Source organism: Flavobacterium piscis, from assembly GCF_001686925.1.
GTDB lineage: Bacteria > Bacteroidota > Bacteroidia > Flavobacteriales > Flavobacteriaceae > Flavobacterium > Flavobacterium piscis.
The window spans coordinates 1-24,331 of sequence record NZ_LVEN01000038.1 but is presented as its reverse complement, the minus strand read 5'-3'; the positions used below and the strand labels follow the sequence as shown (position 1 = coordinate 24,331).

18 protein-coding genes are annotated in these 24,331 nt (G+C 34.8%); 13 read left to right on the top strand and 5 right to left on the bottom strand.

Translation table 11 applies throughout. The features are described from left to right. Positions 1-204: 204 nt before the first annotated feature. From FLP_RS16745 to FLP_RS16725, 5 genes are all read left to right on the top strand, one after another. Complete coding sequence (locus FLP_RS16745) at positions 205-462, top strand: hypothetical protein (protein ID WP_065450683.1); 258 nt, start codon at positions 205-207, stop codon at positions 460-462. Positions 463-920: 458 nt separating this feature from the next. Continuing rightward, positions 921-1,703 (top strand): sce7726 family protein, encoded by a 783-nt coding sequence (locus FLP_RS16740; protein ID WP_165606690.1) that lies wholly within the window; start codon positions 921-923, stop codon positions 1,701-1,703. Position 1,704: 1 nt separating this feature from the next. Continuing rightward, positions 1,705-2,640: a sce7725 family protein gene (locus FLP_RS16735; protein WP_065450681.1), complete on the top strand. Its 936-nt coding sequence runs from the start codon at positions 1,705-1,707 to the stop codon at positions 2,638-2,640. Between the two features lies 1 nt (position 2,641). Next, on the top strand, positions 2,642-3,658 hold the full coding sequence (locus tag FLP_RS16730; RefSeq protein WP_065450680.1) for an RES domain-containing protein: 1,017 nt from the start codon (positions 2,642-2,644) through the stop codon (positions 3,656-3,658). A 464-nt stretch (positions 3,659-4,122) separates the two neighbouring features. After that, entirely contained in the window at positions 4,123-4,344 is a 222-nt protein-coding gene (locus FLP_RS16725) for a hypothetical protein (protein ID WP_065450679.1), read from the top strand. Positions 4,345-4,619: 275 nt separating this feature from the next. On the opposite strand, the gene FLP_RS16720 is transcribed toward FLP_RS16725, so the two are convergent. Beyond that, positions 4,620-5,429, bottom strand: a complete 810-nt coding sequence (locus FLP_RS16720; protein ID WP_065450678.1) for a mechanosensitive ion channel family protein — start codon at positions 5,427-5,429, stop codon at positions 4,620-4,622. A gap of 199 nt (positions 5,430-5,628) precedes the next feature. On the opposite strand from FLP_RS16720, the gene FLP_RS16715 reads away from it, so the two are divergent. Further along, complete coding sequence (locus FLP_RS16715; RefSeq protein ID WP_065450677.1) at positions 5,629-8,535, top strand: FAD-binding and (Fe-S)-binding domain-containing protein; 2,907 nt, start codon at positions 5,629-5,631, stop codon at positions 8,533-8,535. Positions 8,536-8,698: 163 nt separating this feature from the next. On the opposite strand, the gene FLP_RS16710 is transcribed toward FLP_RS16715, so the two are convergent. Then, positions 8,699-9,853 carry a Gfo/Idh/MocA family protein gene (locus FLP_RS16710; protein WP_065450676.1) on the bottom strand — a complete coding sequence of 385 codons (1,155 nt, stop codon included), beginning with the start codon at positions 9,851-9,853 and terminating at the stop codon, positions 8,699-8,701. Between the two features lie 641 nt (positions 9,854-10,494). Here FLP_RS16710 and FLP_RS16705 point away from each other — a divergent pair. Beyond that, positions 10,495-12,429, top strand: coding sequence for an amino acid permease (locus FLP_RS16705; RefSeq protein WP_065450675.1), 1,935 nt, complete (start codon positions 10,495-10,497; stop codon positions 12,427-12,429). 242 nt (positions 12,430-12,671) lie between these two features. On the opposite strand, the gene FLP_RS16700 is transcribed toward FLP_RS16705, so the two are convergent. Then, positions 12,672-13,874 (bottom strand): aminotransferase class I/II-fold pyridoxal phosphate-dependent enzyme, encoded by a 1,203-nt coding sequence (locus FLP_RS16700; protein WP_065450674.1) that lies wholly within the window; start codon positions 13,872-13,874, stop codon positions 12,672-12,674. Positions 13,875-14,308: 434 nt separating this feature from the next. Here FLP_RS16700 and FLP_RS16695 point away from each other — a divergent pair, with 434 nt between their 5' ends. From FLP_RS16695 to FLP_RS16685, 3 genes are all read left to right on the top strand, one after another. Further along, positions 14,309-14,764 carry an Lrp/AsnC family transcriptional regulator gene (locus FLP_RS16695; protein WP_065450673.1) on the top strand — a complete coding sequence of 152 codons (456 nt, stop codon included), beginning with the start codon at positions 14,309-14,311 and terminating at the stop codon, positions 14,762-14,764. A gap of 361 nt (positions 14,765-15,125) precedes the next feature. Further along, positions 15,126-16,529: a dihydrolipoyl dehydrogenase gene (gene lpdA / locus FLP_RS16690; protein WP_065450672.1), complete on the top strand. Its 1,404-nt coding sequence runs from the start codon at positions 15,126-15,128 to the stop codon at positions 16,527-16,529. A gap of 585 nt (positions 16,530-17,114) precedes the next feature. Further along, positions 17,115-17,657, top strand: coding sequence for a lipocalin family protein (locus FLP_RS16685; protein ID WP_065450671.1), 543 nt, complete (start codon positions 17,115-17,117; stop codon positions 17,655-17,657). 85 nt (positions 17,658-17,742) lie between these two features. Here the strand turns inward: FLP_RS16685 and FLP_RS16680 are convergent, their stop codons facing one another. Together FLP_RS16680 and FLP_RS16675 are read right to left on the bottom strand one after the other, a co-directional pair. Then, complete coding sequence (locus FLP_RS16680; RefSeq protein ID WP_065450670.1) at positions 17,743-18,117, bottom strand: DoxX family membrane protein; 375 nt, start codon at positions 18,115-18,117, stop codon at positions 17,743-17,745. Positions 18,118-18,324: 207 nt separating this feature from the next. Continuing rightward, positions 18,325-19,221, bottom strand: coding sequence for a DUF4349 domain-containing protein (locus FLP_RS16675; protein ID WP_065450669.1), 897 nt, complete (start codon positions 19,219-19,221; stop codon positions 18,325-18,327). 183 nt (positions 19,222-19,404) lie between these two features. Here FLP_RS16675 and FLP_RS16670 point away from each other — a divergent pair, with 183 nt between their 5' ends. From FLP_RS16670 to FLP_RS16660, 3 genes are all read left to right on the top strand, one after another. Beyond that, a complete protein-coding gene (locus FLP_RS16670) occupies positions 19,405-20,691 on the top strand; it encodes an anthranilate synthase component I family protein (protein ID WP_065450772.1) in 1,287 nt (428 codons plus the stop codon). Positions 20,692-20,899: 208 nt separating this feature from the next. Continuing rightward, positions 20,900-22,219 (top strand): tRNA lysidine(34) synthetase TilS, encoded by a 1,320-nt coding sequence (gene tilS, locus FLP_RS16665; protein WP_065450668.1) that lies wholly within the window; start codon positions 20,900-20,902, stop codon positions 22,217-22,219. Further along, entirely contained in the window at positions 22,209-24,299 is a 2,091-nt protein-coding gene (locus FLP_RS16660; protein ID WP_083195895.1) for a protein-disulfide reductase DsbD family protein, read from the top strand. The genes tilS and FLP_RS16660 overlap by 11 nt, the downstream gene beginning before the upstream one ends. Positions 24,300-24,331: the final 32 nt, after the last annotated feature.

Genomic DNA, 24,331 nt, shown 5'->3' with positions numbered 1-24,331 from the left:
AATATTTTAAACCGTTTAATAGATTTTGATTTATTAGACGGTTTTTCTTTTGAAATAATCAGGTATAAATACTTGGTTGTTTAGAATTGTTAATTAATATTTTTGAAGAAGAGATATTTTATTTTTTAAATTAAGGTTTTCCGTAAAATGCTAATTAATTTTAAAATGATATTTGGCAATTATTAACCAATTAATTTAAAAAATATGCAATTAGAAGGAGCCATTATAAAAGAACAAGGTCAGAATTTTGCGATTGTAATTGTTAAATCTCATGTCTTGAATTCAAATGAACGGGATAATGCCGTTCAGCAATTTTCGAGATATTTTCCAGGAATGCCAATTATTTTAATGGCACAAAATTCTAGAGGTTTACCAACATATTATGGACGAACTGATATTGTGAATTTTTTATCTAAATTACATATGTCTCAAATTCCTTGGAAAAAGTATACTTTCAATTAAACATTTGTGTCATGCTGAAAAAAGTTTACATATTTAGAAAGAAAATGTTTGCATATTGATTTAGATGCGTTCACGAGCGAGACATTCATACAATCCGGTGGGGCTACGTTTAAGATTTCTTTATCTATGTATACTTTAGTAGAGAAAGATATAAATAAAAAAACAGGTATTTATACGTAGTTGTTTATGTGGGATGATTAGTATTTTTGGAAAAAATACAATAAAACTATTTGTTTAATTTTTATTTATGAACTAAATTATTGATGTAATTGCTTTAAAATGGAATATTTGGCAATTGCATTAACAGGCTTTTGTGATATTACTTTAGCCAACTCTTCATAAATGAAGAAATCTTTTTCTATTTTTATGCAAAATTTAAAAACTTGAAAACTTCATATAAAATTGATCAATTACGGGACTATTCGTCCTTATTTTCTCGATCTGAAGTAAACAGATGGATGAAAAATGATTTCAATTCGTTAAACTTAAAAATTAAAAGATATGATTCTAAGTTGATAAATAAAGAGATAAACTATTTAAAATACTTGAAAAATGTCTATAAAATTTTACAAAAATTTTATGCTAATGAGTATATTTATAAGAATGAATTCTTAAATAAATGGTTAATTAAGGAATTAGGAACTTCAAATTCATTGATATATAATGAATTTCGTTTGGGAAAAGCAATTGCTGATTTGGTCATGTTTAATGGATGTTCAAGAGTATTTGAAATTAAAACACTATTAGATAAAGAATCACGATTAAATTCGCAATTGTACGAGTACAAAAAAATTTTTAATGAAGTTTATCTAATTGTTCCTTTATCACAAATAGACAAATACAGATTATATGACGAGAGTGTAGGTATAATTTCGTACGACCAAGAAAAAAGTATTTTTAATTTAGTAAGAAATTCAATTAAAAATATTAATATTGATTCAGGTTCAATTATGGAGATTCTTCATACAAAAGAATACAAAAATATTGTTGATCAATATTATGGTGAGATTCCAGTATGTAATGATTTTGAACAATATAATATTTGTAAAAAGCTGATTGCAAAAATTCCAGTTGAAGATTTAAATAGATTATTTATTAAAGCTATGAAAAGTAGAAAGATAAATAATGATTTATCTAATAAGAAGAATAAGGAATTTAATCAGATTTTCTTGTCTCTTAATTTAAATGAGATGCAAAAAGTAAAGCTATTTAATAATTTAAATTCAATAATTTCATATTAATATGTACTATCCTTATTTACGAGCAAGACAATTTGAATTAATTACTTTACGGGAATTGGTAGCAGAAAATATAATTCAAGGCTACGTTACTCCTATATTGGAGCCAGTAAAAGATACATTTAACAATTTAAACTTAGCTCATAAATTGTTTAAGGAAAAAGATTTTAGTTCATACTTAATAGTAAATCCTATTGTTGGCGAATTAAATGGAGACAATATTACGGTTTTAGAATATTTATCTACACTAGATGATTGTCGTTTTTTAGCAGCATTTCACTATACTCAAAACTCAGAATATATTTCTCAGAATGTAGTAAATTATAATCTAAATAGTTGTATGCTAATTTGTTATGAGAATTTTATAGATGATGATGGTTTTAGAGAATTATGTCAACAAGATTATATTACTCATATTACTGTGTTTGAGCCACATAAGTACAGAAGTCTTGACCGTTTTTTAAAAGGTTTAGGAAAAAATTATATTCGATTTGATGATGTCTTTGAAAGACAATCTAAGAATGCTGATTTTTTAGATATTCAGGCACATAAATTTTCGGAAGAACATCTTTATTATCAAGGGGAAAATTTCCAAGGATTCTCTGATTTTACTGTTTTGCCAAGTGAATTTATTGATGGAGGAAGTACTCCTCGTGCTGTAGCCATTCATTTAACATATTTAAATGTTAATGAAGAAAATCAAATTTGGATCAGGCATTTTACTTCAGATACAAATGATTCAATAGCTAACGTGCAAGGTAAATTTGCAGAAGCCGCAGCGAAGGCCGTTACTTTTTGTGTGGAGAATAATTTTGAAAATTCAGCAATTATTGAGTTACGGAACTATTTTTGGAATGGAAAATACCCAGGTTTAGGAACAGTAAAGAAAATATCAGTAAAAAATCATCTCAACATTGTGAGAAATTATCTAGCGCGTTAACATGGCGAGTAATGTATGCACCAATTGCTTTTCGGAAAGGGAGTTAAAAGCTTTCATAAATTCACACTCACAATTAGGGAAGTGTACATTTTGTGAGAAGGAAAATATTGAGATTCTCGAAATTTCCGAACTGTATGATTTTTTTAAAGAATTATTAGATAATTTTCAAAAAAAAGAAAATGGACAACCTTTAAAAAATATCATTCAAGGGATTTGGAGTTTGTTTTCTTCTGCGGAACTTTCGAATAAAATTTTAAATTTCATTATTCATAACATTGATACAGAAATATTAAGCGCCGATGAGTTAGTGGATTTTAATGAAGATATTTATGAAAATGTTAACTATTGGGATCGCTTAAAAGAACAGCTTATTTGGGAACGAAGATATCTTACTGATATAAATTATTTAACAGATGAATTAGGTTGGGATGGTTTTTTTAATAGTCAAATAGCTTTAACTAAAACAACTGAATTGTACAGAGCAAGATTACATAATAAAAGTGACGCGAAATGTTATGAATTAACTGAAATGTTTTGTCCTCCAAGAAAAATTTCTACTGCGGGTAGGGCTAATCCATCTGGAATTCCTTTTTTGTATTTAAGTGATAATAAAGATACAATCTTATATGAGATTAGAGCTTCTTACTTAGACGAAATATCTATAGGCACTTTTACTTTGAAAGATGATTTAAAAAAACTTATTTATATCTCTGATTTTACTGAATCTTCCACAATTTTTCATCCATCAAGAGTCAATGAGAAGATAAAATCTACATTACTGAAACAAAAAATTAGTATAGATTTATCGAAACCTATGAGAAGATATGATTCTGAGCTAGAATATATTCCTACTCAATTTATTTGTGAATTTATTAAGGTCTACACTGGAGTGCAGGGAATAAAATTTAGAAGTTCTCTTCATACTTTAGGAAATAATCTCGTACTTTTTGATCAAGAACTTGTTGAATGTATTCACGTCGAAAAAGTAAAAGTTAAAAAAGTTCAGATTGGAACTTAGGTTTACGATTTATTTTCTTGGGATGATAGTGTATATTTTTAATATGTACCTAGAGAGTATCTTTTTTCTTTTATTGCATCAAATTGTTGAAAAACAAATCAAGATTATAGATGTAAATAAAAACCTTGATTTTTCAATATCTGATAGCGCGGATTTGCAATCCGTGCCCATAAAGTATATAATTTTCCCCACCAGCTCTCCGAAGTCTTCTCGAAACGTGAAATTTTGCTGTGCGAAGTCTCCTGACTTCGTACCCGTTTCAATTTAAATAACCGTATTTGCCAATCGTTGTCGCTACGAAGTCGGCAGACTTCGCAGAGTGGTTGCTCAATGCAATCGAGCACCAGAAGAAGACATAAATTTACTACCCACTATTTCGCTAATCAATTAAGATAAAATGAATATTATAGTCTGATTGAAAAATATTTTTTCTTAAATTAGAGAAACAATTAAATTCAAAAGACATGAATCCATTAAAAATAATAGGAATAATTCTAATCGTTATTAGTCTCGGTGTGGGATATATAGGTATCAATAAAATAGCTGATAATACAAAAGAAATCAATTTATTAGGACTAAAAATTAATGCGTCAAACGAATCCGGTAAACAACAGGGATACCTTTATTTAGGACTGGGCATCATTTTACTTGTGGGCGGAATTTACACTGTCAACAAATCAAAGTAAAGTCATGTAAGTAGGTATTGTAAATATTGAAGGGCATTGCCAAGTAACTATTTCTTGTCAATTAATTTTACAACAAAACTTCTGATGAAACCTAAAGCCCTAGCCCTGATGGGAGGGAAAATCCTTTTGTGTCCGCCGCGGCGGACACAAAAGATTGGAAGGACAGCAGGAAATAGCTCCTTATCCTTCGACTTCGCCCAGAATGACAATCGCGTAAAGCAGAAATCTCAGAAACTTAGCTTCTCAGTATCTTAGTATCTCAGTGTCTCAGAACCTTATTTAAGTACAAATTCATTTTCTTTTAAAGCATTCAGCACTTCAGAAATAATTTTGGAACGGTTTTCGGCTTTGTTGGTTGCCGTGCCGGTTTGCACCCAGTAGCGAATGTTGAGTTGAGCGACGCCGGCGGTGACATCGGTAATTATAGCCGAATCGTTATGATCTTTGTCGGTTACTTCATCGTTGCGCTCGAGGACTTCTTTTACGAGTTTGATGGCACGATTGTAATCAGAACCAAATTCGAGTCCTACGGTAAAAGTCTGAAGGAGAAATCCGGCGCTGTTATAATTGATGAGCGTATTTTTTATTAAAAGTGCGTTCGGAATATAAATGATTTTCGAGTCGCTTTTGACTTCGGTATCACGAAGATTTAGGTTGATGACTTCGCCTTTTACACCGTTGCTTTCGATAATATCGCCAATAGAAAACGGCCGTTTGAAGGCGAGCAGAATTCCGGCAAGGAAATTTTCGCCAATATCCTTAAGCGCAAAACCAATTACGAAAGCCGAGATTCCGGCACCGGCAAGCATGCTTTGTGCGATTCCGTCAAGACCAATAATCTTGAACATGATGAGAACGCCAATAATAATAAGGACAGATTTTATGAGGCGCGCAATAAAAGTCGCCAAAAGTCGGTCGTGCATTCTTACTTTGAGTCGGTTTCCGGCAAAAATACCTACTCGGGTTGCGATAAACCAGGAGACGAGAATTACGACGACGGCGAGAATAAATTTTGGTGTAAGATCGACAATGCTGTAATAATAGGTTTCTAAGTGTTTGAAGACGTCTTGCAGAAATTTTTCCATAATTGTAAAAGGCGTAAAAATGTAAAATCTTAAAATTAATGATTTCGAATTTTCGACGTTTTACAGAATTTGGCTTTTATTTTATAAAATAACAGGGAGACGATTACATAAATTGCCAATTAGTAACATTTTACCATGCTATATATTTATATTTGTTGTCTCAGTTTTTGAGGAATTTTTTTTAAAACGCACCATTTACATGTTGACCCAATCTCAGTTAGAGCAATTCGCCGGAACGCTCGAAGGCACACTTTTATACGATGATCTTCATAAAACACTTTATTCGACCGATGCTTCGGTGTACCGGATTAAACCAAAAGCGGTTGCGGTGCCTAAAACGATCGCAGATATTAGTAAACTGATTCGGTTTGCGGGGGAGCATCAGATTTCGATTACGCCAAGAACGGCGGGAACTTCGCTGGCCGGACAAACGGTGGGCGACGGAATTGTGGTGGATGTTTCGAAGAATTTTACCAAAATCCTGAATTTCGACCCGATTCAAAAAACAGTTACGGTTGAGCCTGGCGTGATTCGCGATGAACTGAATTTGTTTCTGAAACCTCATGGCGTGTTTTTCGGCCCGAATACTTCGACATCTAACCGCTGTATGATTGGCGGAATGGTGGGCAATAATTCTTCGGGAACGACTTCGATTCGCTATGGTGTGACGCGCGATAAAATTGTGGAGATCAAAGCGATTTTGAGCGATGGATCTGAAGTGGTTTTTAAGGAACTGACTTCGGCGGAATTTATCGAGAAAACCAAAGGCGATACCTTAGAAAATAAAATATACAAAAGCGTTTACGACGAACTTTCGGTAAAAGCAACGCAGGATGAAATTGTAAAAGAGTTTCCGAAACCGGAGATTCACCGAAGAAATACGGGTTATGCGCTTGATATTTTACTGAAATCGGATTTGTTTGGCGGAACTGAACCGACCATAAATCTCGGAAAATTACTTTGCGGAAGCGAGGGAACTTTGGCCTTTACTTATGAAATTACCTTAAAAGTGGACGATTTGCCACCTGCGAATAATATTATGGTCGTGGCGCATTATCATAGCATTCAGGAATCGTTGGAATCTGTTGTGGTGGCGATGAAACATCATTTGTACACCGCAGAAATGATCGACGACACGATTCTGGATTGTACGAAAACGAATCGCGAGCACATTAAAAACCGTTTCTTTTTGGTTGGAGAACCAAAAGCGATTATGATGTTTGAAGTGGCTTCGCACGATGCTCAGGATGCCGAAAATCAGGCGAATGCTTTGGTTGCTGATTTAGAAAAAAATAACTTTGGTTACGCGCTCGTAAAAATTTACGGAGCGGATATTGAAAAAGTAAACGAACTTAGAAAAGCCGGCCTAGGACTTTTGGGAAGTATCGTTGGAGACGACAAAGCAGCCGATTCTATTGAAGATACAGCAGTTGAGTTGAGCGATTTACCAGCTTATATTGCAGAGTTTTCGGCGATGATGCTGCGTCACGGACAAGGTGCGATTTATTATGCGCATGCGGGTGCGGGCGAACTGCATTTGCGTCCGGTTTTGAATTTGAAGAAAACATCTGACTTAAAACTCTTTAGAACCATCGCGACCGATGTGGCGATTTTGGTGAAGAAATACAGAGGTTCGCTAAGCGGGGAACACGGCGACGGAATTGTGCGCGGCGAGTTTATTCCGTTTATGATTGGCGAGTCGAATTATGAATTGCTGAAACGAATCAAATTGGCTTTCGACCCGAATTCGGTTTTGAATATCGGGAAGATTGTGAACGCTTTAAAGATGGATGAAAACCATCGTGTGATTTCAGGCAGGGTAGAACCGGATATTAAAACGTTTCAGGATTTCTCAGACAGTTTAGGGATTTTGCGTGCGGCCGAAAAATGCAACGGTTCTGGCGATTGTAGAAAATTGCCATCGGCAGGAGGAGCAATGTGTCCGAGTTATCGTGCGACCAAAAATGAAAAAGAAACCACACGTGCGAGAGCCAATGCATTACGTGAATATTTGACGTATTCTGAGAAAGAAAATAAATTCGACCAGAAAGAATTATACGAAGTTTTTGAGTTATGTGTGAGCTGTAAAGCCTGCGCCAGCGAATGTCCGAGTAATGTGGATGTTGCCACTTTAAAAGCAGAATTTTTATACCAATACCAAAAAGCAAACGGTTTCTCAACCCGAAATAAGATTTTCGCCCACAACGCAAAACTGAATAAAATGGGAAGTTTGTTTCCGTCGCTAACCAACTTTATTTCGAATCAATCGTTCGTTAAAAAAAGTATGGGAATTGCACCGGAAAGACAAGTGCCGCTTTTGGCGAAAAAGACTTTCAGAAAATGGCATGAAAATCATAAACCTGCAGTTACGGACTTTCCGAACGGAAGATTGTATTTGTTTGTAGATGAATTTACCAATTATTATGATGTAAATATAGGAATCGATGCTTTCGAATTGTTAACCAAATTAGGTTATCAGGTTCTGGTTATCGACCATCAAGAAAGCGGAAGAGCGTATTTATCTAAAGGCTTTTTGGAGGAAGCAAAAAAAATAGCCAATCACAATGTCAACATTTTTAAAGATTTGGTTTTAGGCAATGCGCCTTTGGTTGGTATTGAGCCTTCTGCCATTTTAACTTTCCGTGATGAATATCTTCGCTTGGCAGATGATAAGGAAGAAGCAGAGAAGTTATCCCGAAATGCTTTTACCATTGAAGAATTCTTTAAAAAAGAAATTATCGACGGTAAAATTACACCGGATTCATTTTCGGATGAAAAGAAAGAAATCAAGATTCACGGACATTGTCATCAGAAATCATTGAGCTCTGTTGAAGCGACTTTCGCGATGCTGAATTTGCCAACCAATAACACGGTTACAATTTATAATTCAGGTTGTTGTGGAATGGCGGGATCTTTCGGTTATGAAAAAGAACATTATCAGGTGAGTATGCAAATGGGAGAAGATACTTTATTTCCAAAAGTGCGTGCCACGTCTGAAAATGTAAAAATCGCCGCCGCAGGAACCAGCTGTCGCCATCAAATTTATGATGGAACGAGTAGGGAAGCCCAGCATCCTGTGAGTATTTTAAGAGCTTGTTTGAAGTGAAAAAATGTTTGCCACAAATTACACAAATTTTCACTAATTATTTTCTCACGCAGATTGAGCAGATTGAGCAGATTTTTTATCAAAGATTAGAAACAAAAAATTCGTGAAAATTTGTGAAATTCGTGGCAAAAAAACTTTGTGTCCTAGAGCCTTTGTGGCAAAACTACTTTAGTGAGACTTTCTTTCCGGTTTCGGCGGCTTTGTATATCGCGTTTATGACTTTAATGTCTTTTAGGCCTTCTTCGCCGGTAATGTGACTTGGGAGTTTTTTGTTTTCTAAGAGTACTTTCGCTATTTCATCCATTTGCGTTTGCTGTTGGTTGATTTTAGGGAATTTTAATGGACCTTTTGACGTTTTTCCTTCGTACGGGCCATAACTCAAAGAGGGACTTAACTGAAAATTACCTTCATCTGCAGTGGCATAAATTCGGTCAATATAATACCCAACAGAAGAATTACAGTTTGCCATTGCACCGCTTGGGAATTCCATTTGCCATGAAATACTTTCTTCTGTTTCTAAAAATCTGTTTTTATCATTTACTGTTCCGAATTGCGCTGTTACCGCGATTGGTTCTTCGCCTAAAATGTAACGGCTTGCTTGGATACAATAAATTCCCAAATCCATTAAGGGACCACCGCCGGACAACTTTTTATTTAACCTCCACACACTTGGATCATTTATATCGACAGGTTTTTTGGCAATGGTATCATAGGTTTTATAGCCAAGGGATGTTTCTATATAGCGTACTTTTCCGAAAACTTTCTCTTGCCCCAGTCGTTTAATTTCCATGTGTGTTGGTTCATAATGCAAACGGTAACCAACGGCCAGTTGTACCTTATTATCGTTGCAGGCTTTAATCATTTCCTCACATTCTGCGACCGTAATTGCCATAGGTTTTTCGGTAATGACATGTTTGCCGGCTTTGGCAGAACGAATAACAAAATCTTTGTGCATACTGTTTGGTAATATCACGTAAACCAAGTCAATATCCTTGTTGTTAGCGATCTCATCAAAATTTTGATAGTTATAGATGTTCTTGTCGGGGATATTGTATTTCGCTTTCCATTTGGTTGCTTTTTCAGGAGTACCGGTAACTATTCCGGCAAGCGTACAGTATTCGGAAACCTGAAGACCTTTCGCTACCAGATCGGCATAAACTCCCAATCCGCAGAGCGCGACATTTAATTTTTTTCCGCTATAAGGTATTTTGTCAGGATCGGGTGCAGTTAAAAAAGATGGGAGTGTCGTTATAATGACGGAGGCTCCAACGCCAGCCCCAAATTTATTTACAAACGATCGTCTTGAGATTTTTTCCATCTGGTTTGGTTTTATAGTAGTAGTGGTTTGTTAATAGGTGATTTTTGAGAAATATTACATTGGTGATTCTTGTAAAATGCTCATTCAAAAATAATTATAAATTTTAGTGTGTGATTTACATTTGTCATGGTGTAACAAATGTAAAAAAAAGATAAAAGATTCTTATTTAGGTTAGTAGCAAAAAACTGTGAGAATTTTTCTAATTTGTGAAAAAAATAGGAATACATTTGAAATGAGAGATGGCACGCGGATGACACGGATTTAGGCGGATTTGCGCTGAAATTTTGTTTCCCGCAGATTTAGCAGATTTGACAGATTTAATTTGATATGAAATAAATCTGTAGAAATCTATTTAATTAGTGAAATAGAAATCCGCGCAATCTTCGAGAGAAATAATTCCTACTAAGCTTGGTTACAAAAAAAACTTCGTGCCTTAGAGCCTTAGTAGCAAAAAACAATTAGTGGAAATTAGTGAAATTCGTGGCTAAAAAAACTTAGTGCCTTACCGCCTTAGTGGCAAAAAATAATTCCAATTAAAACAAAATGGTTTTATATATTTGAAATCAGGATATTTTTTGCATTATTTGCAAAATAAAACCGCAAAGACCTACATAAATTAATTTATAAAAGCAAAATCATATATGGCATTATCAGGTTTATTCCGAAAAAAAACGGTACAAGATATTCTCAAACAAGTTGCGAAAAACGAAGCAGATGGTCATAATGCATTAGGAAAACATTTAACGACCAGAGATTTAACTGCTTTTGGAATCGCAGCAATTGTTGGAGCAGGTATTTTTAGTACTATCGGAAAAGCAAGTGCCGATGGCGGACCAGCCGTTATTTTCTTGTTTTTATTTACCGCGTTAGCTTGTAGTTTTGCAGCCTTTGCTTACGCCGAATTTGCCTCAATGGTTCCGGTTTCAGGAAGTGCTTATACGTATTCTTATGTAGCTTTTGGAGAACTTATTGCCTGGATTATCGGTTGGGCTTTAATTATGGAATATGCCGTGGGAAATATAACGGTGGCGATATCGTGGAGTGATTATTTCACCGGACTGCTCCAGAGTGGCGGGATAAATTTACCGCAATGGGTTCAGATGGATTATCTAACAGCCTCAAACGGATTTAAAGATGCCACAGCTTTAATGCAGGGCGGAAAAACATACGAAAACTTAGGTACAGGATTACAAACTGCTTATACAGCCTGGACAACAGCACCAACAATAGGTTCTTTCCATTTTGTTGCCGATTTACCGGCTTTATTCATCATTGTTTTGATTACAGCTTTGGTTTACAGAGGAATGAAAGAATCTCGTAATGCCAGTAATGCAATGGTTGTTGTAAAGCTTTGCATCGTACTTTTAGTTATTGCAGTTGGTGTATTTTATGTAGATACTGCCAACTGGAATCCGTTTGCTCCAAATGGCGTTAGCGGAGTTTTAAAAGGAGTTTCTGCCGTATTCTTTGCTTATATTGGTTTTGACGCGATCTCGACAACGGCCGAAGAATGTAAAAATCCGCAACGCGATTTGCCTCGCGGAATGATGTGGGCGATTATAATTTGTACCATATTATATATAGCTATTGCCTTGGTTTTAACCGGAATGGTGCGTTATAACGAATTGAATGTTGGAGATCCTCTTGCATTTGTTTTCGATAAATTAAACTTAAAATGGATGTCGGGAATTATTGCCGTAAGTGCTGTAATTGCGATGGCCAGCGTTTTATTGGTTTTCCAAATGGGACAGCCTCGTATCTGGATGAGCATGAGTCGTGACGGTTTATTGCCAAAGAAATTTTCTACAGTACATCCAAAATTCAAAACACCATCTTTTGCGACAATTGTAACTGGTTTTGTGGTTGCAGTTCCTGCTTTATTTTTGAATCTTACAATGGTAACGGATTTATGCAGTATCGGAACCTTATTTGCCTTTGTATTAGTTTGCGCCGGAGTTTTGGTTTTACAAAACAAACCTGAAATTCCGAGAGGAAAATTTAAAACACCTTATGTAAATTCGAAGTATATTTTACCGGTTTTAATGATTGCCGGGTTGTATTATGCGTTTGCTTTCAATAATAAAGCAACAATGGCTTTCATTAATAATGAATCACAAACAAACGATGCAACGACGATTATTACCTCTTTAGATAAAGAACAGTCGGCTAAAGTTTTTAATTATTTGGAAAGCATCGACGTTAAAAATAAAACAGCCGAAACTTCAGATTTAGAACATTTATTAAGCCAATACCAGGACGATGACGCTAAATATGCTGAAGTTGTAAAAGGTTTGCCAATCGATGATTCATTAAAATACGAATCAGGTTTCAGCTTATTCAAACACAAAATCCCAATGTGGATTTTCCTTTTCGTTTTAGTTGGATTAGCCGTTTGGTCATTCAGACAAAACTTGTCTTTAATTCCACTTTTGGGATTAATCTGTTGTTTGTACATGATGGCCGAATTAAGCGTTTGGAACTGGATTTACTTCACGATATGGTTATTAATCGGATTGTTTATTTACTTCACTTATAGTAGAAAAAATAGTAAGCTGAACTTCCCTGCAGAAGCATAGATAATTATTAATTGTGAATTATAAATTATAAATGAAAAGCCGTTCTGATCGATTCAGAACGGCTTTTTATTTTTTGCCACAGATTAAAAGATTAAAAAGATTTTTCCTCACGCAGATTCAGCAGATTTGGCAGATCTTTTCTAAAAAAATAATCTGCATGATCTGCTAAATATGCGAGAGCAAACAAAAAAATCTTTGCGATTCTCTGCGGAAACGCTCCGTGAATCTCTGTGAAATAAAAATTACAAAATCCCTAATTCCACCATACAAGCCTTCATCATCTCATAAGTACGCTGAATATCATTATCCAACCCAATCGAGAAACGAATCAAACCATCCGTCAATCCCATTTCAGCTTGTTCCTCTAACGGAATTTCACTAGAAGTTGAGGTTCCCGGTGCGCTGAAAAGTGTTTTATAAAATCCTAAACTTACTGCCAAATAACCTAAGTTTCTGGACTGCATCAATTCCATCAATTCATTGGCTTTTTCCAAAGTGCCAACATCAATAGTCATCATTCCGCCATAACCATATTCCGGATTAATCATCGTTTTATAAAGTTCATGACTCGGGTGGCTTTTCAATCCCGGATAAACCGTTTTCAAGCCATCAGCTTCAAATTGATCTGCCAAAAAATGTGCATTATGACTGTGTTGTTTGATACGAATATGAAGCGTACGAAGGTTTTTCATTACCGAAGCCGAACGTAAACTGTCCATCGTAGGGCCCAAAAGCATACTCGCTCCAGAGTTTACGTTTTTCAGCGAATTGATAAATTCCTTAGAGGCACAAGTCACACCACCAACCGTATCACTGCTTCCGTTAATGTATTTTGTCAAACTGTGAATCACGATATCAGCACCTAATTTTGCAGGCGAAACAGATAATGGCGAGAAGGTATTATCAACAACCAATTTCAAATTATGCTTTTTAGCAATTTTCGCCAAGCCTGCAATATCAGCCACTTCCAATAATGGATTACTTACGGTTTCACAATAAATAACTTTCGTTTTTGGAGTAATCGCTGCTTCTACAATGTCCAATTTTGTAACGTCAACAAAGCTCGTTTCAATTCCGAATCGAGGTGTAAAATTCTTCAAAAACGCATACGTACCGCCATAAATAGTTCGGCTTGACACAATGTGGTCGCCCGCACTGCAAAGCTGCAATAGCGTAGGCGTAATGGCTCCCATTCCTGAAGCTGATACGTTTGCCGTTTCCGTTCCTTCCATCGCCGCCAAAGCCTGATCCAAATATAAATTACTTGGCGAAGAATGGCGCGAATACAAATAACAGCCTTCCATGTTGCCTTCAAAAGTATCAAACATCGTTTTCGCCGAAAGAAATGTATAAGTAGAAGAATCAGAAATCGAAGGATTCACTCCCCCAAATTCTCCAAAGTATTGCAAATCCTGAATTTTATCTGCTGGGTTAAAGTCTTTCATATAGTTAGTTTTTGTTTTGTTTTAAGTTTCAGGTTTCAGGTTTCAAGTTCCAACAACGTGAAACTTTAAACCTGAAACAAAATTATCAAGGAGCTATTCCAGCTTTCCGTTTCAAGTCCTCATAAAAGGCAAAGTTTCTAATGTTCTAAAAAGAGCTTCCGCTGGTCGCTTTTTTAGCCCAAGAAACTTTTGCCTTTTTTACTCCGGGCTTTCTACTTCAATCTGGGCTAGGGCACTCGTTTTCAAAAGAAAACCAGTTCAAAATAACATCTAATTAGAAAATTAATCAATGATTGGCTTGATAATTAGATTTTAAAACTATAAAAATGACTTGTGAAAGATTTTTAATTTAAATTTGTTTAATAAAACCCAAACCAATAGATTTTTTTTCATTTCAACAGCAAACAGCAAACAGCAAACAACAAACAACAAACATGACCTTAGACGCCACCGATAAAAAACTCCTGGTTCTACTACAAACCGACAGTAAAAAAACAACCAAAGAATTATCTTTAAAACTGAACCTTTCGGTAACAGCAGTTTACGAAAGAATCAAAAAACTGGAACGCGAAGGAATCATTAAAAACTATGTAGCATTAGTTGATAAAACCAAAATAGATAAAGGATTTGTGGTCTTTTGTCATTTAAAACTCATCCAGCACACCAAAGAATTTCTAACCAAATTTGAAAGCGAAGTCATCAAACTAAATGAAGTTTTAGAATGCCACCACGTAAGCGGAGATTACGATTATATTCTCAAAGTTCTCGTAAAAGATATGGAAGCTTACAGAGAGTTTTTGGTTACCAAACTAACTTCATTACAGCATATTGGAAGCACACAAAGTACTTTTATGATTAGTGAAGTGAAGAATTCGACGGTGATTTTTTGAGGAAGGTTCAAAGATTCAGAGCATCAAAGGTACAAAGGTTTTTTCTCATTTTATGTCATTTCCACGCAGGAGAAATCCTCGCAAGTAACTCCGCAACGAGAACCCAATCTTTGTCTAGCTTCTCGCGAGGATTTCTCCTGCGTCGAAATGACAAACTGGAACGGAAAACTGAAACTTATAAAAAAACTTAGCGAACCTTTGCTGTAAAAAAACAATATCCCCCAAAAAAAAACTTCGTGTCTTCGAGCCTTCGTGGCAGAAAACCTTCACCTCAAATTTCACACAAAAAACATTGAAATTTAAACTTTAAACAAAACTTTATTCCTTAATTTTGTATCGCTAAAAATAAAATAGACAAACTATGAGTTCATTTGACGTAGTCATTATAGGTTCAGGACCGGGCGGATATGTATCAGCAATTCGTTGCGCACAATTAGGTTTCAAAACAGCCATTGTAGAAAAGTATAACGCACTAGGCGGTACCTGCCTTAACGTAGGTTGTATTCCTTCAAAAGCATTACTTTCTTCTTCTCATCACTATTCAGAAATTGCTCATTTTGCAGATCACGGAATCGAGGTTTCTGGTGATGTGAAAATCAATTTAGAGAAAATGATCGCGCGCAAACAAGCAGTTGTAGATCAAACCGTAGGTGGAATCAACTACTTAATGGAAAAAAATAAAATCACTGTTTTCAATGGTTTAGGTTCTTTTGTAGACGCAACACACATTGCAGTTGCAAAAGCAGACGGAAGTTCTGAAACACTCGAAACTAAATATGCTGTAATCGCTACAGGTTCAAAACCATCTTCTTTGCCTTTTATCAAAATTGATAAAGAAAGAATCATCACTTCTACTGAAGCGTTGGCTTTAAAAGAAGTTCCAAAACACTTAGTAATTATTGGTGGTGGCGTTATCGGAATTGAGCTTGGACAAGTTTACCTTCGTTTAGGAGCTCAGGTTTCTGTAGTAGAATTCATGGACAGAATCATTCCGGGAATGGATGCGTCTTTGTCTAAAGAATTGACTAAAGTATTGAAAAAACAAGGAATGAAATTCTACGTTTCTCACAAAGTAAAATCAGTTGAAAGAAACGGCGATGCTGTTGTTGTTCAGGCTGAAAACGCAAAAGGAGAAACGATTACTCTTGAAGGAGATTATTCATTAGTATCTGTTGGTCGTCGTCCGTACACAGACGGATTAAACGCTGACAAAGCAGGAGTGAAAATTTCAGACAGAGGACAAGTGGAAGTAAACGATCATTTACAAACTAATGTTCCTAATATTTACGCAATTGGTGATGTTGTTCGTGGAGCAATGTTGGCGCACAAAGCAGAGGAAGAAGGAACTATGGTTGCTGAAATCTTAGCGGGTCAAAAACCACATATTGATTATAACTTAATTCCTGGCGTAGTGTACACTTGGCCGGAAGTTGCTGCAGTTGGACAAACTGAAGAGCAGGTAAAAGCTTCAGGAACAGAATATAAAGTGGGAAGTTTTCCTTTCAAAGCTTTAGGTCGTGCAAGAGCAAGTGGAGATCTTGACGGATTTGTAAAAATCATTGCTGATGCTAAAACAGATGAAGTTTTAGGAGTTCACATGATTGGAGCCCGTACTGCTGATTTAATTGCTGAGGCAGTTACGGCAATGGAATTCAAAGCTTCTGCTGAAGATATTTCAAGAATGAGCCATGCGCATCCAACTTTCGCGGAAGCGGTAAAAGAAGCAGCATTGGCCGCTACAGATAATAGAGCGTTACACGTATAAATTACAGATATCATAATTTTAAAGCCGCCATTCCAATATTTTTGGGATTGGCGGTTTTTTTATTTTTGCAGTCCCTACGGATAATGTCATTAAATTAAGATATTTTAGATTGTGTTTCATCGGAACACCTCATTGGTAGAAAAAAAATGCATCGTGAGAAACATCGTCCCATTGGGACGTTTGAGAAATTGCATCTGTAATCTGCATATGTTTTTACCAATTATTATTTATAAAATCAAACGTTCCTACGGAACGTGAAAAAACGCCGTATATATTGGGCTACCAACGAAATGTTCCGATGGAACAAAAATAAAGTGACCAGATATTGTCTTTAGCAAATTGTTTCATTGAATTTTCGTTAACTTAATGAAATTGCCCCTACATGATACTTTTTACCAACTAGGTTATTTTGTTTTTACCAACATTAAACTCCTAACAGAGTTGAACGAACTTAAAGCATAATAGATAAATTTTATATCTCGGAGAGATTATGTATTGGCAGAAAAAAATATAAAATCAGATAGAAATGTTGTAAATTAAATTTAGGTTTCTCAGGTTATCTTTACAAGTCTAAAAGGTAATATTATGAAAAATAGATATATAGCTCCAGTTCTTATTGGGGCAGGAGTTGCACTTGCGCTTTATTCCTGTGGAGCGACAATTCCGGAAAAAGCAAAAGCAGTCACTAATTTTGACAAAACGAAATATTTAGGAAAATGGTACGAAATTGCCAGACTGGATTTTAAGTATGAAAAAGGTCTCAACAACGTCACAGCCGAGTATTCTTTAAACGAAAACGGAACGATAAGAGTTGATAATAAGGGCTACAATGTCAAAAAAGACAAATGGGAAGAAAGCATAGGGAAAGCCAAATTTGTCAAAAAAGACAATATTGGAATGCTTAAAGTCTCATTTTTTGGTCCTTTTTATGCAGGATATAACGTAATTGCTATTGATGAAAATTACAAGTACGCACTTGTTGCCGGTGAAAACTTAAAATACATGTGGTTACTTTCGAGAGAAACTACAATGCCTGAAAGTATAAAAGCAGACTACCTTATAAAAGCTCAGGATATTGGTTATAAAGTAACAGATCTGGTTTGGACAGAACACAATAAGGCAAATTAATAGAGATTATTAACGTTGAGTCTTTAGTAAATAAGAAACCCGATGCTAAAAAGTATCGGGTTTCTGTATTTTAAGTAAAAATAGATTATCTGGTAAAAACTGATTTATAATTGTCCCAATATCTGTAAATCAAAAATAAATTAGCTAAGAACAATAAAACCGCAATTGGTAAACCCTGGGGAGCTAAAAAATAATTGATAAACAAAATGTTTACCGTAATAGGTAAGATCAAAATATTAGCCAATGTTACATAACGCCCGGTTACAAAAGCAATTCCGCAAAGCAATTCAATCGACTTTGCTAAAGGCATAATATACGTAGAGGCCATTAAACCAACATTAAAAGCTTTAAAGTTTCCTGTTGTTTCTTGTTCAGGTGCCAGGTGAAAAAAATAACTGATAGAAGCAAAAAGCAACAAAAGACCAATTAAAACGCGGACAATAATGGTAGCAATTTTCATAATACTAGATTTAATAAGGTTAAAAAATATATTTATTTGCTGATAAACATCTTAAATCTGAATTCCCTAATAAAATGAAAATCTGTTTTTATCGTTATTTTATTGAGGATTCAATAATCATTATAACTGTAAATTGTATTTAATTTAATGCTATATCAAATATAATGATTTTTTGATTATGAAATTGCTAATTTATTAACACTTTTCTTATTTCTTCGTGTATTTTTTATAAAGGAAAAATCCAATTCCTCCAATTAAAATGAAAGGCCATAGATTGATTAAGAAAACAAAAATAGTTTCAAGAATGAACCAGCCATTTTTAAGCGAATCAAGAATTTGCAAACCTAAATTTGGTTTGTAAGCATTGCTGTTTTTCTCGCTTGCCATGGTTTCTTGTCTGATGGTTTCGTTTTGATAAAGCTGCAAGGTAATAGTGCTAAAATTAATCTGATCTTTTAATGATAAATTATCAATAGTACGATTATCATTGGCTTCTTTTTGGTTGGCCAAAGTATTTTCGGCTTCAATAACATCATTTAGTTTTTTGCCTTTAGCATCAATTGCATTTTCAACTCTTTTTTCGTTAGTTGTACTTCTTTTCTGCGAAAGCTGATTCGATAATAATTTTAAGGAAACATCATCGGCTTTGATGACTCTAAAATCAAGGAAATCAATTTGTTTGGCAATAGTTTTTATAACAGTATCAAGTTGTGTGTTTGGAACGCGAATCGTAATACTGTTTTCTACCGTATATTTAGTAGTTTCAAGCGTACTATCCTGACTGATTTTCGTTTTAATCTGATCGTGAATATTACTTTGCAAATTGGTGTAAGTAACATAACCTCCAAATTTTTGAGTAGCGTTTTCAATTGCGTAGGTAGACTTGACGACATTCTTGACCTTGAATTTAATATCGGCAGTTCGAATAAATTTTTGCTTACTGTTTTTGTCGACTACCGCTGCCGATGATGAAACAGCCGTGCTATCTGCTGAAACTTTCATATCTGCCGATTCTTCGTACGAAGAATTGTCGGCTTTTTTACAAGAAAATAGTAATGCGATGATTACTACACAAGTCAATCCTAATTTTGCAATTGTTTTCATAAAGGTTTTTAAAGTTGATTAATAAATGATTTTTTTGGAGTTATTACCAATACTTTTTGTTAAAAGCAGATGTATGAATAAGTCTTAATTCGGTATACTAAAAAGTGTGCCAATAATTTTCGAGTATTATTTTATCGAAGGATTTTTTTTGTCGTAATTTTGAAATCTAAAAATTATACTTTTTTGAGAGTTTCTATTCATAAACATATTTCAAATCCAGAGCACTTTAAACAACAACTTTTAAGCTGGTCGCAACAATTTCGCGAGGTTATTTTTTTGGATAGCAATTCCTATCCGCAAGAATATTCCAGTTTTGATTGTGTGTTGGCTGTGGATGCTTTTACATCTTTAAAAACAGATTTTCACAACGCTTTCGAGGACTTAAAACAATATCAGCAAACGACCAAAGACTGGCTTTTTGGCTATCTTACGTATGATTTAAAAAATGATATTGAACCGTTAAAATCTTCTAATTTTGATGGTTTAGATTTTCCGGATTTGTTTTTCTTTCAACCTAAAAAAATATTTTTATTGAAAGGAAATCAACTCGAAGTACAGTATTTATTGCTTTGTGATGATGAGGTTGAAGATGATTTTGACGAGATCGTTACAAGTAATTATGAGCCGTTTGTCACACTGAGCGGAATCGAAGTGGAACAACGGATTTCAAAAGAATTTTATATCGAAAAAGTGACAAAAATGCTGCATCACATTCACGTAGGTGATATGTATGAAGCCAATTTTTGTATGGAATTTTATGCTGAAAATGCAGTTATAAATCCGTTAGAGAAATTTCAGAAATTAAATAGTATTTCGCAAGCGCCGTTTTCGGTTTTCTTTAAAAATAATAAACAATTTCTACTTTCTGCCTCGCCTGAACGATATTTAAAAAGAGTAGGAGAGACTTTGATTTCGCAACCTATAAAAGGAACTTCAAAACGATTTACAGATCCTGTTGAAGATGAAAAATCAAAACAATTTTTGGAATCCGACTCAAAAGAACGTGCAGAGAACATCATGATAACCGATTTGGTGCGAAATGATTTATCGCATACGGCTCAAAAAGGTTCGGTTGAGGTTGTAGAACTTTGCAAAATTTATTCGTTTTTGCAGGTACATCAAATGATTTCTACTATAACTTCAAAATTAGACCCGCAATATTCGCCAATAGATGTTTTAAAAACCACTTTTCCGATGGGAAGCATGACGGGAGCTCCAAAGATTTCAGTAATGAAGATCATCGAAAATCTGGAAGAAACTAAACGCGGTTTGTATAGCGGATCAGTAGGTTATTTTACACCCGAAGGTGATTTTGATTTTAATGTTGTAATCAGAAGTATTTTGTACAATCAGGAGAATCAATATGTTTCATTTTCTGTGGGAAGTGCGATTACGGCACAATCAATTCCGGAAAATGAATACAAAGAATGTTTTTTGAAGGCGAAAGCGATGCATGAAGTTTTACGGTAAAAAAGGTTTGCCACGAATTATTTTTGCCGCAAAGACACTAAGACGCAAAGTTTTTTAATCTTTTTAATCCTTTAATCTGTGGCAAAATAAATCTGCACAATCTGCGTGAAAATAATTAGCGAAAATTCGTGTAATTCGTGGCAAAAAAATATTCACGCTTAACAATTCATTTAAAAATAGATCGAATTTAATTTTTTACATTTATCGAATGTTTTCAAAATTTCAAAATCACATTATTTCAAGGTTTCCATTTCTGGAAGATAAAAAACTATTTCTCGCTGTTAGCGGAGGATTGGACAGTATGGTTTTATTGCATTTATTAAATCAATTGCCTTATGAAATTGCGGTTTTGCATTGCAATTTTCAGCTTCGCGGACTGGAAAGTTTTGGCGATCAAAATTTCATTCAGGAGTATTGCGATCAGCATAATATTCCCATTTACACCACACAATTCGATACAGAAGCGTTTGCCAAAGATTATAAATTATCGACACAAGTTGCAGCACGTGAATTGCGTTACAGTTGGTTTTATGAGCTTTTAGAACAGGAGAATTTCGATTATATCTTAACAGCACATCATGCTGATGATAATCTGGAAACTTTTATTATCAACTTAACCAGAGGAACAGGGCTAGAAGGTTTAACAGGAATTCCGGAACAAAACGATCGAATTATTCGTCCGCTTTTGCCATTTTCACGAGAAGAAATCCTGAAATATGCCGAAGAAAATAATATCGAATGGCGGGAAGACAGCAGTAATGCATCGAATAAATATCTTCGAAATAAAATCCGTCATGATTTAGTTCCGATGCTGAAAGAAATTAATCCTAATTTTTTAAACGCTTTCCAAAAAACACAATCGTATTTGCAGGAATCACAGGAAATGGTCGAAGATGCATCGATTATGATTTACCAGCAAGTGGCAAAAGAAGAAGGCGATGACATTCATTTTGATTTGAATCAACTTAAAAAATTACCCAATTATAAATCGTATTTGTACCAATGGCTGAATGAATTTGGCTTTTTGGCATGGAATGATATTTATGATTTGGTGGATGGACAATCTGGAAAACAAGTACTCTCTGCAGAATTTCGTTTGTTAAAAAACAGAAATACTTTGATTTTAAGCCCAATTTCTGAAATGTCAGAAAAGGAAGAATTTGAGATAACTGCAAACGATACAGAAGTTAATTTTCCCTTAAAATTGAGGCTTTGTAATGTAAGTCACATAACAATAGATTCAAATAAGGCTATCTTTGTGGACGCTGAAAAAATCCAGTTTCCATTGATTTTACGTAAATGGAATGAGGGGGATGTTTTTCAGCCTTTTGGAATGAACGGAAAGTCGAAGAAAGTAAGTAAACTTTTTAAAGATGAAAAATTATCGCTGATCGAAAAAGAAAAAACATGGATTTTATCTTCAGATAATCAGATTGTCTGGGTTGTTGGAATCAGGCAGGACGAACGTTTTAAAATTGAAAATACCACAAATAAAATACTTAAAATAGAATTACATAATGAACTTTAATCAATACCATCAAACGATAATGTCGAAAAGTGTTTGGAATAAAATCATCATATTTTTCCTGTTTTTTGCTTTTGCAAAAGGAAATGCACAAATCCTGGAGCCGGTAAAATGGACTTCTAAGATTGAAAAAAAATCAGGGAATAATGCTGTTTTAATTTTTGATGGAACAATTGAAAAAGACTGGCATATGTATTCGCAATTCACGCCGGATGGTGGACCGCTTGCGCTGGAAATTGCATTTAAAAATCAAAAAGGGAATTATACTTTAGTTGGAAAAGCCAAAGAAGGAAAAACAAGAACGGCTTTTAATGACGTTTTTGGAGTAAATGAAACTTTTTTTGAAGGCAAAGCACATATCGAACAGGAAATTACCATCATAAATCCGAACTTAAAAACGGTTGATGTTGAGTTTGATTTTCAGGTTTGTAAAGAAGTTTGTATCAATTCGAATAAGAAATTCTCCATTGCAATTCCGTCAACATTTAAGATGGATGCAGTTGCAAGTGTTTCAGAAGTAAAGAAAGATGAAACTAAAGTAGTTGGTTTAGCAATTGATACCGTAAAACCAACAATTGAAACACCTAAAACTGAAACTGCAAAAGCAGCTGTTGCTGATACTTCTGCCGAAGAAGATATTCCTGGACCAGCTCCGGCAAGAAGTTTATGGTCGATCTTTTTTATTGCTTTTATATCAGGATTTGCAGCGTTGTTGACGCCTTGTGTTTTCCCTATGATTCCAATGACCGTGAGTTTTTTTACGAAACAAAGTAAAAGCAGGGCGAAAGGAATTAGAAATGCTATAATTTACGGTTTCTCTATTATTGCTATTTATGTTATTTTAGGATTAATTGTAACTAAAATATTTGGTGCAGATGCATTAAATGCTTTGTCTACAGATGTTTGGTTTAACTTAATCTTCTTTATTATATTGATTATTTTTGCTACTTCGTTTTTGGGAGCTTTCGAAATTATGCTGCCAAATTCATGGGGAAATAAAGTAGATCAACAAGCAGACAGAGGCGGAATAATAGGTATATTATTTATGGCTTTGGCGTTGGCAATTGTATCCTTTTCTTGTACAGGACCAATTGTAGGAACTTTATTGGTTGAAGCAGCTTCAAACGGGGGAATTGCTCCGGTTGTGGGAATGTTAGGTTTTTCTTTAGCATTGGCTTTGCCATTTATGTTGTTTGCAATGTTCCCGGGTTGGTTGAATTCATTACCAAAATCTGGTGGATGGCTGAATACTGTAAAAGTAGTTTTAGGATTTTTAGAATTGGCTTTAGCATTTAAATTTTTATCAAATGCCGATTTAGTTTTACAATTGCATTTATTAGAAAGAGAAGTGTTTATCGCAATCTGGATTGCCATTTTTGCCGCGTTGACTTTATATTTATTCGGAAAAATTTCATTACCGCACGATAGTCCGCTACAGCATATTTCAGTTGGAAGATTGTATTTAGGATTGCTGACATTAGTATTTACGGTGTATTTAATTCCTGGTCTTTGGGGAGCACCTTTAAAATTAATCAGCGCTTTCCCTCCGCCGCCACAATATAGTGAAAGTCCGTTTGGAGTAGGAGGTTCTGCTAATTCAGGCGGAAGTACCGAATCTGTAAAAGGATTGCCCGACGGAGCAGAATTAGGACCACATGGTATTATGGTTTTTCATGATTACGAAGATGGAGTAGCTTATGCAAAATCTATCAACAAACCAATCATGCTTGATTTTACAGGTTATGCTTGTGTGAATTGCAGAAAAATGGAAAACAATGTTTGGTCTGAACCAACGATTTTGCCCATCCTTAAAAACGATGTTGTCTTGATTTCTCTTTATGTAGATGATAAACGCGAATTGCCAAAAGAGGAACAATTTGTAACAACATCCGGAGATAAAATCATTACCGTTGGTGATAAATGGACCGATTTTATGATTTCAAAATATAAAACCAATACACAGCCATTATACATTATCACTGATTTAGAAGGCAAGAATTTAAATGCTTCAAAACCAACCATTAGTTATGTAAGTGCAGACGAATATTTGCGTTGGCTGAAAGAAGGAATTTCTAAATTTTAGATTTTAGATTTTAGAATATAGAAAATAGAATA

Coding starts and splice junctions, on each gene's coding strand:
- FLP_RS16745 (WP_065450683.1), top strand. CDS start 205: ATGCAATTAGAAGGAGCCATTATAAAAGAACAAGGTCAGAATTTTGCG.
- FLP_RS16740 (WP_165606690.1), top strand. CDS start 921: ATGAAAAATGATTTCAATTCGTTAAACTTAAAAATTAAAAGATATGAT.
- FLP_RS16735 (WP_065450681.1), top strand. CDS start 1,705: ATGTACTATCCTTATTTACGAGCAAGACAATTTGAATTAATTACTTTA.
- FLP_RS16730 (WP_065450680.1), top strand. CDS start 2,642: ATGGCGAGTAATGTATGCACCAATTGCTTTTCGGAAAGGGAGTTAAAA.
- FLP_RS16725 (WP_065450679.1), top strand. CDS start 4,123: ATGAATCCATTAAAAATAATAGGAATAATTCTAATCGTTATTAGTCTC.
- FLP_RS16720 (WP_065450678.1), bottom strand. CDS start 5,429: ATGGAAAAATTTCTGCAAGACGTCTTCAAACACTTAGAAACCTATTAT.
- FLP_RS16715 (WP_065450677.1), top strand. CDS start 5,629: ATGTTGACCCAATCTCAGTTAGAGCAATTCGCCGGAACGCTCGAAGGC.
- FLP_RS16710 (WP_065450676.1), bottom strand. CDS start 9,853: ATGGAAAAAATCTCAAGACGATCGTTTGTAAATAAATTTGGGGCTGGC.
- FLP_RS16705 (WP_065450675.1), top strand. CDS start 10,495: ATGGCATTATCAGGTTTATTCCGAAAAAAAACGGTACAAGATATTCTC.
- FLP_RS16700 (WP_065450674.1), bottom strand. CDS start 13,874: ATGAAAGACTTTAACCCAGCAGATAAAATTCAGGATTTGCAATACTTT.
- FLP_RS16695 (WP_065450673.1), top strand. CDS start 14,309: ATGACCTTAGACGCCACCGATAAAAAACTCCTGGTTCTACTACAAACC.
- lpdA (WP_065450672.1), top strand. CDS start 15,126: ATGAGTTCATTTGACGTAGTCATTATAGGTTCAGGACCGGGCGGATAT.
- FLP_RS16685 (WP_065450671.1), top strand. CDS start 17,115: ATGAAAAATAGATATATAGCTCCAGTTCTTATTGGGGCAGGAGTTGCA.
- FLP_RS16680 (WP_065450670.1), bottom strand. CDS start 18,117: ATGAAAATTGCTACCATTATTGTCCGCGTTTTAATTGGTCTTTTGTTG.
- FLP_RS16675 (WP_065450669.1), bottom strand. CDS start 19,221: ATGAAAACAATTGCAAAATTAGGATTGACTTGTGTAGTAATCATCGCA.
- tilS (WP_065450668.1), top strand. CDS start 20,900: ATGTTTTCAAAATTTCAAAATCACATTATTTCAAGGTTTCCATTTCTG.
- FLP_RS16660 (WP_083195895.1), top strand. CDS start 22,209: ATGAACTTTAATCAATACCATCAAACGATAATGTCGAAAAGTGTTTGG.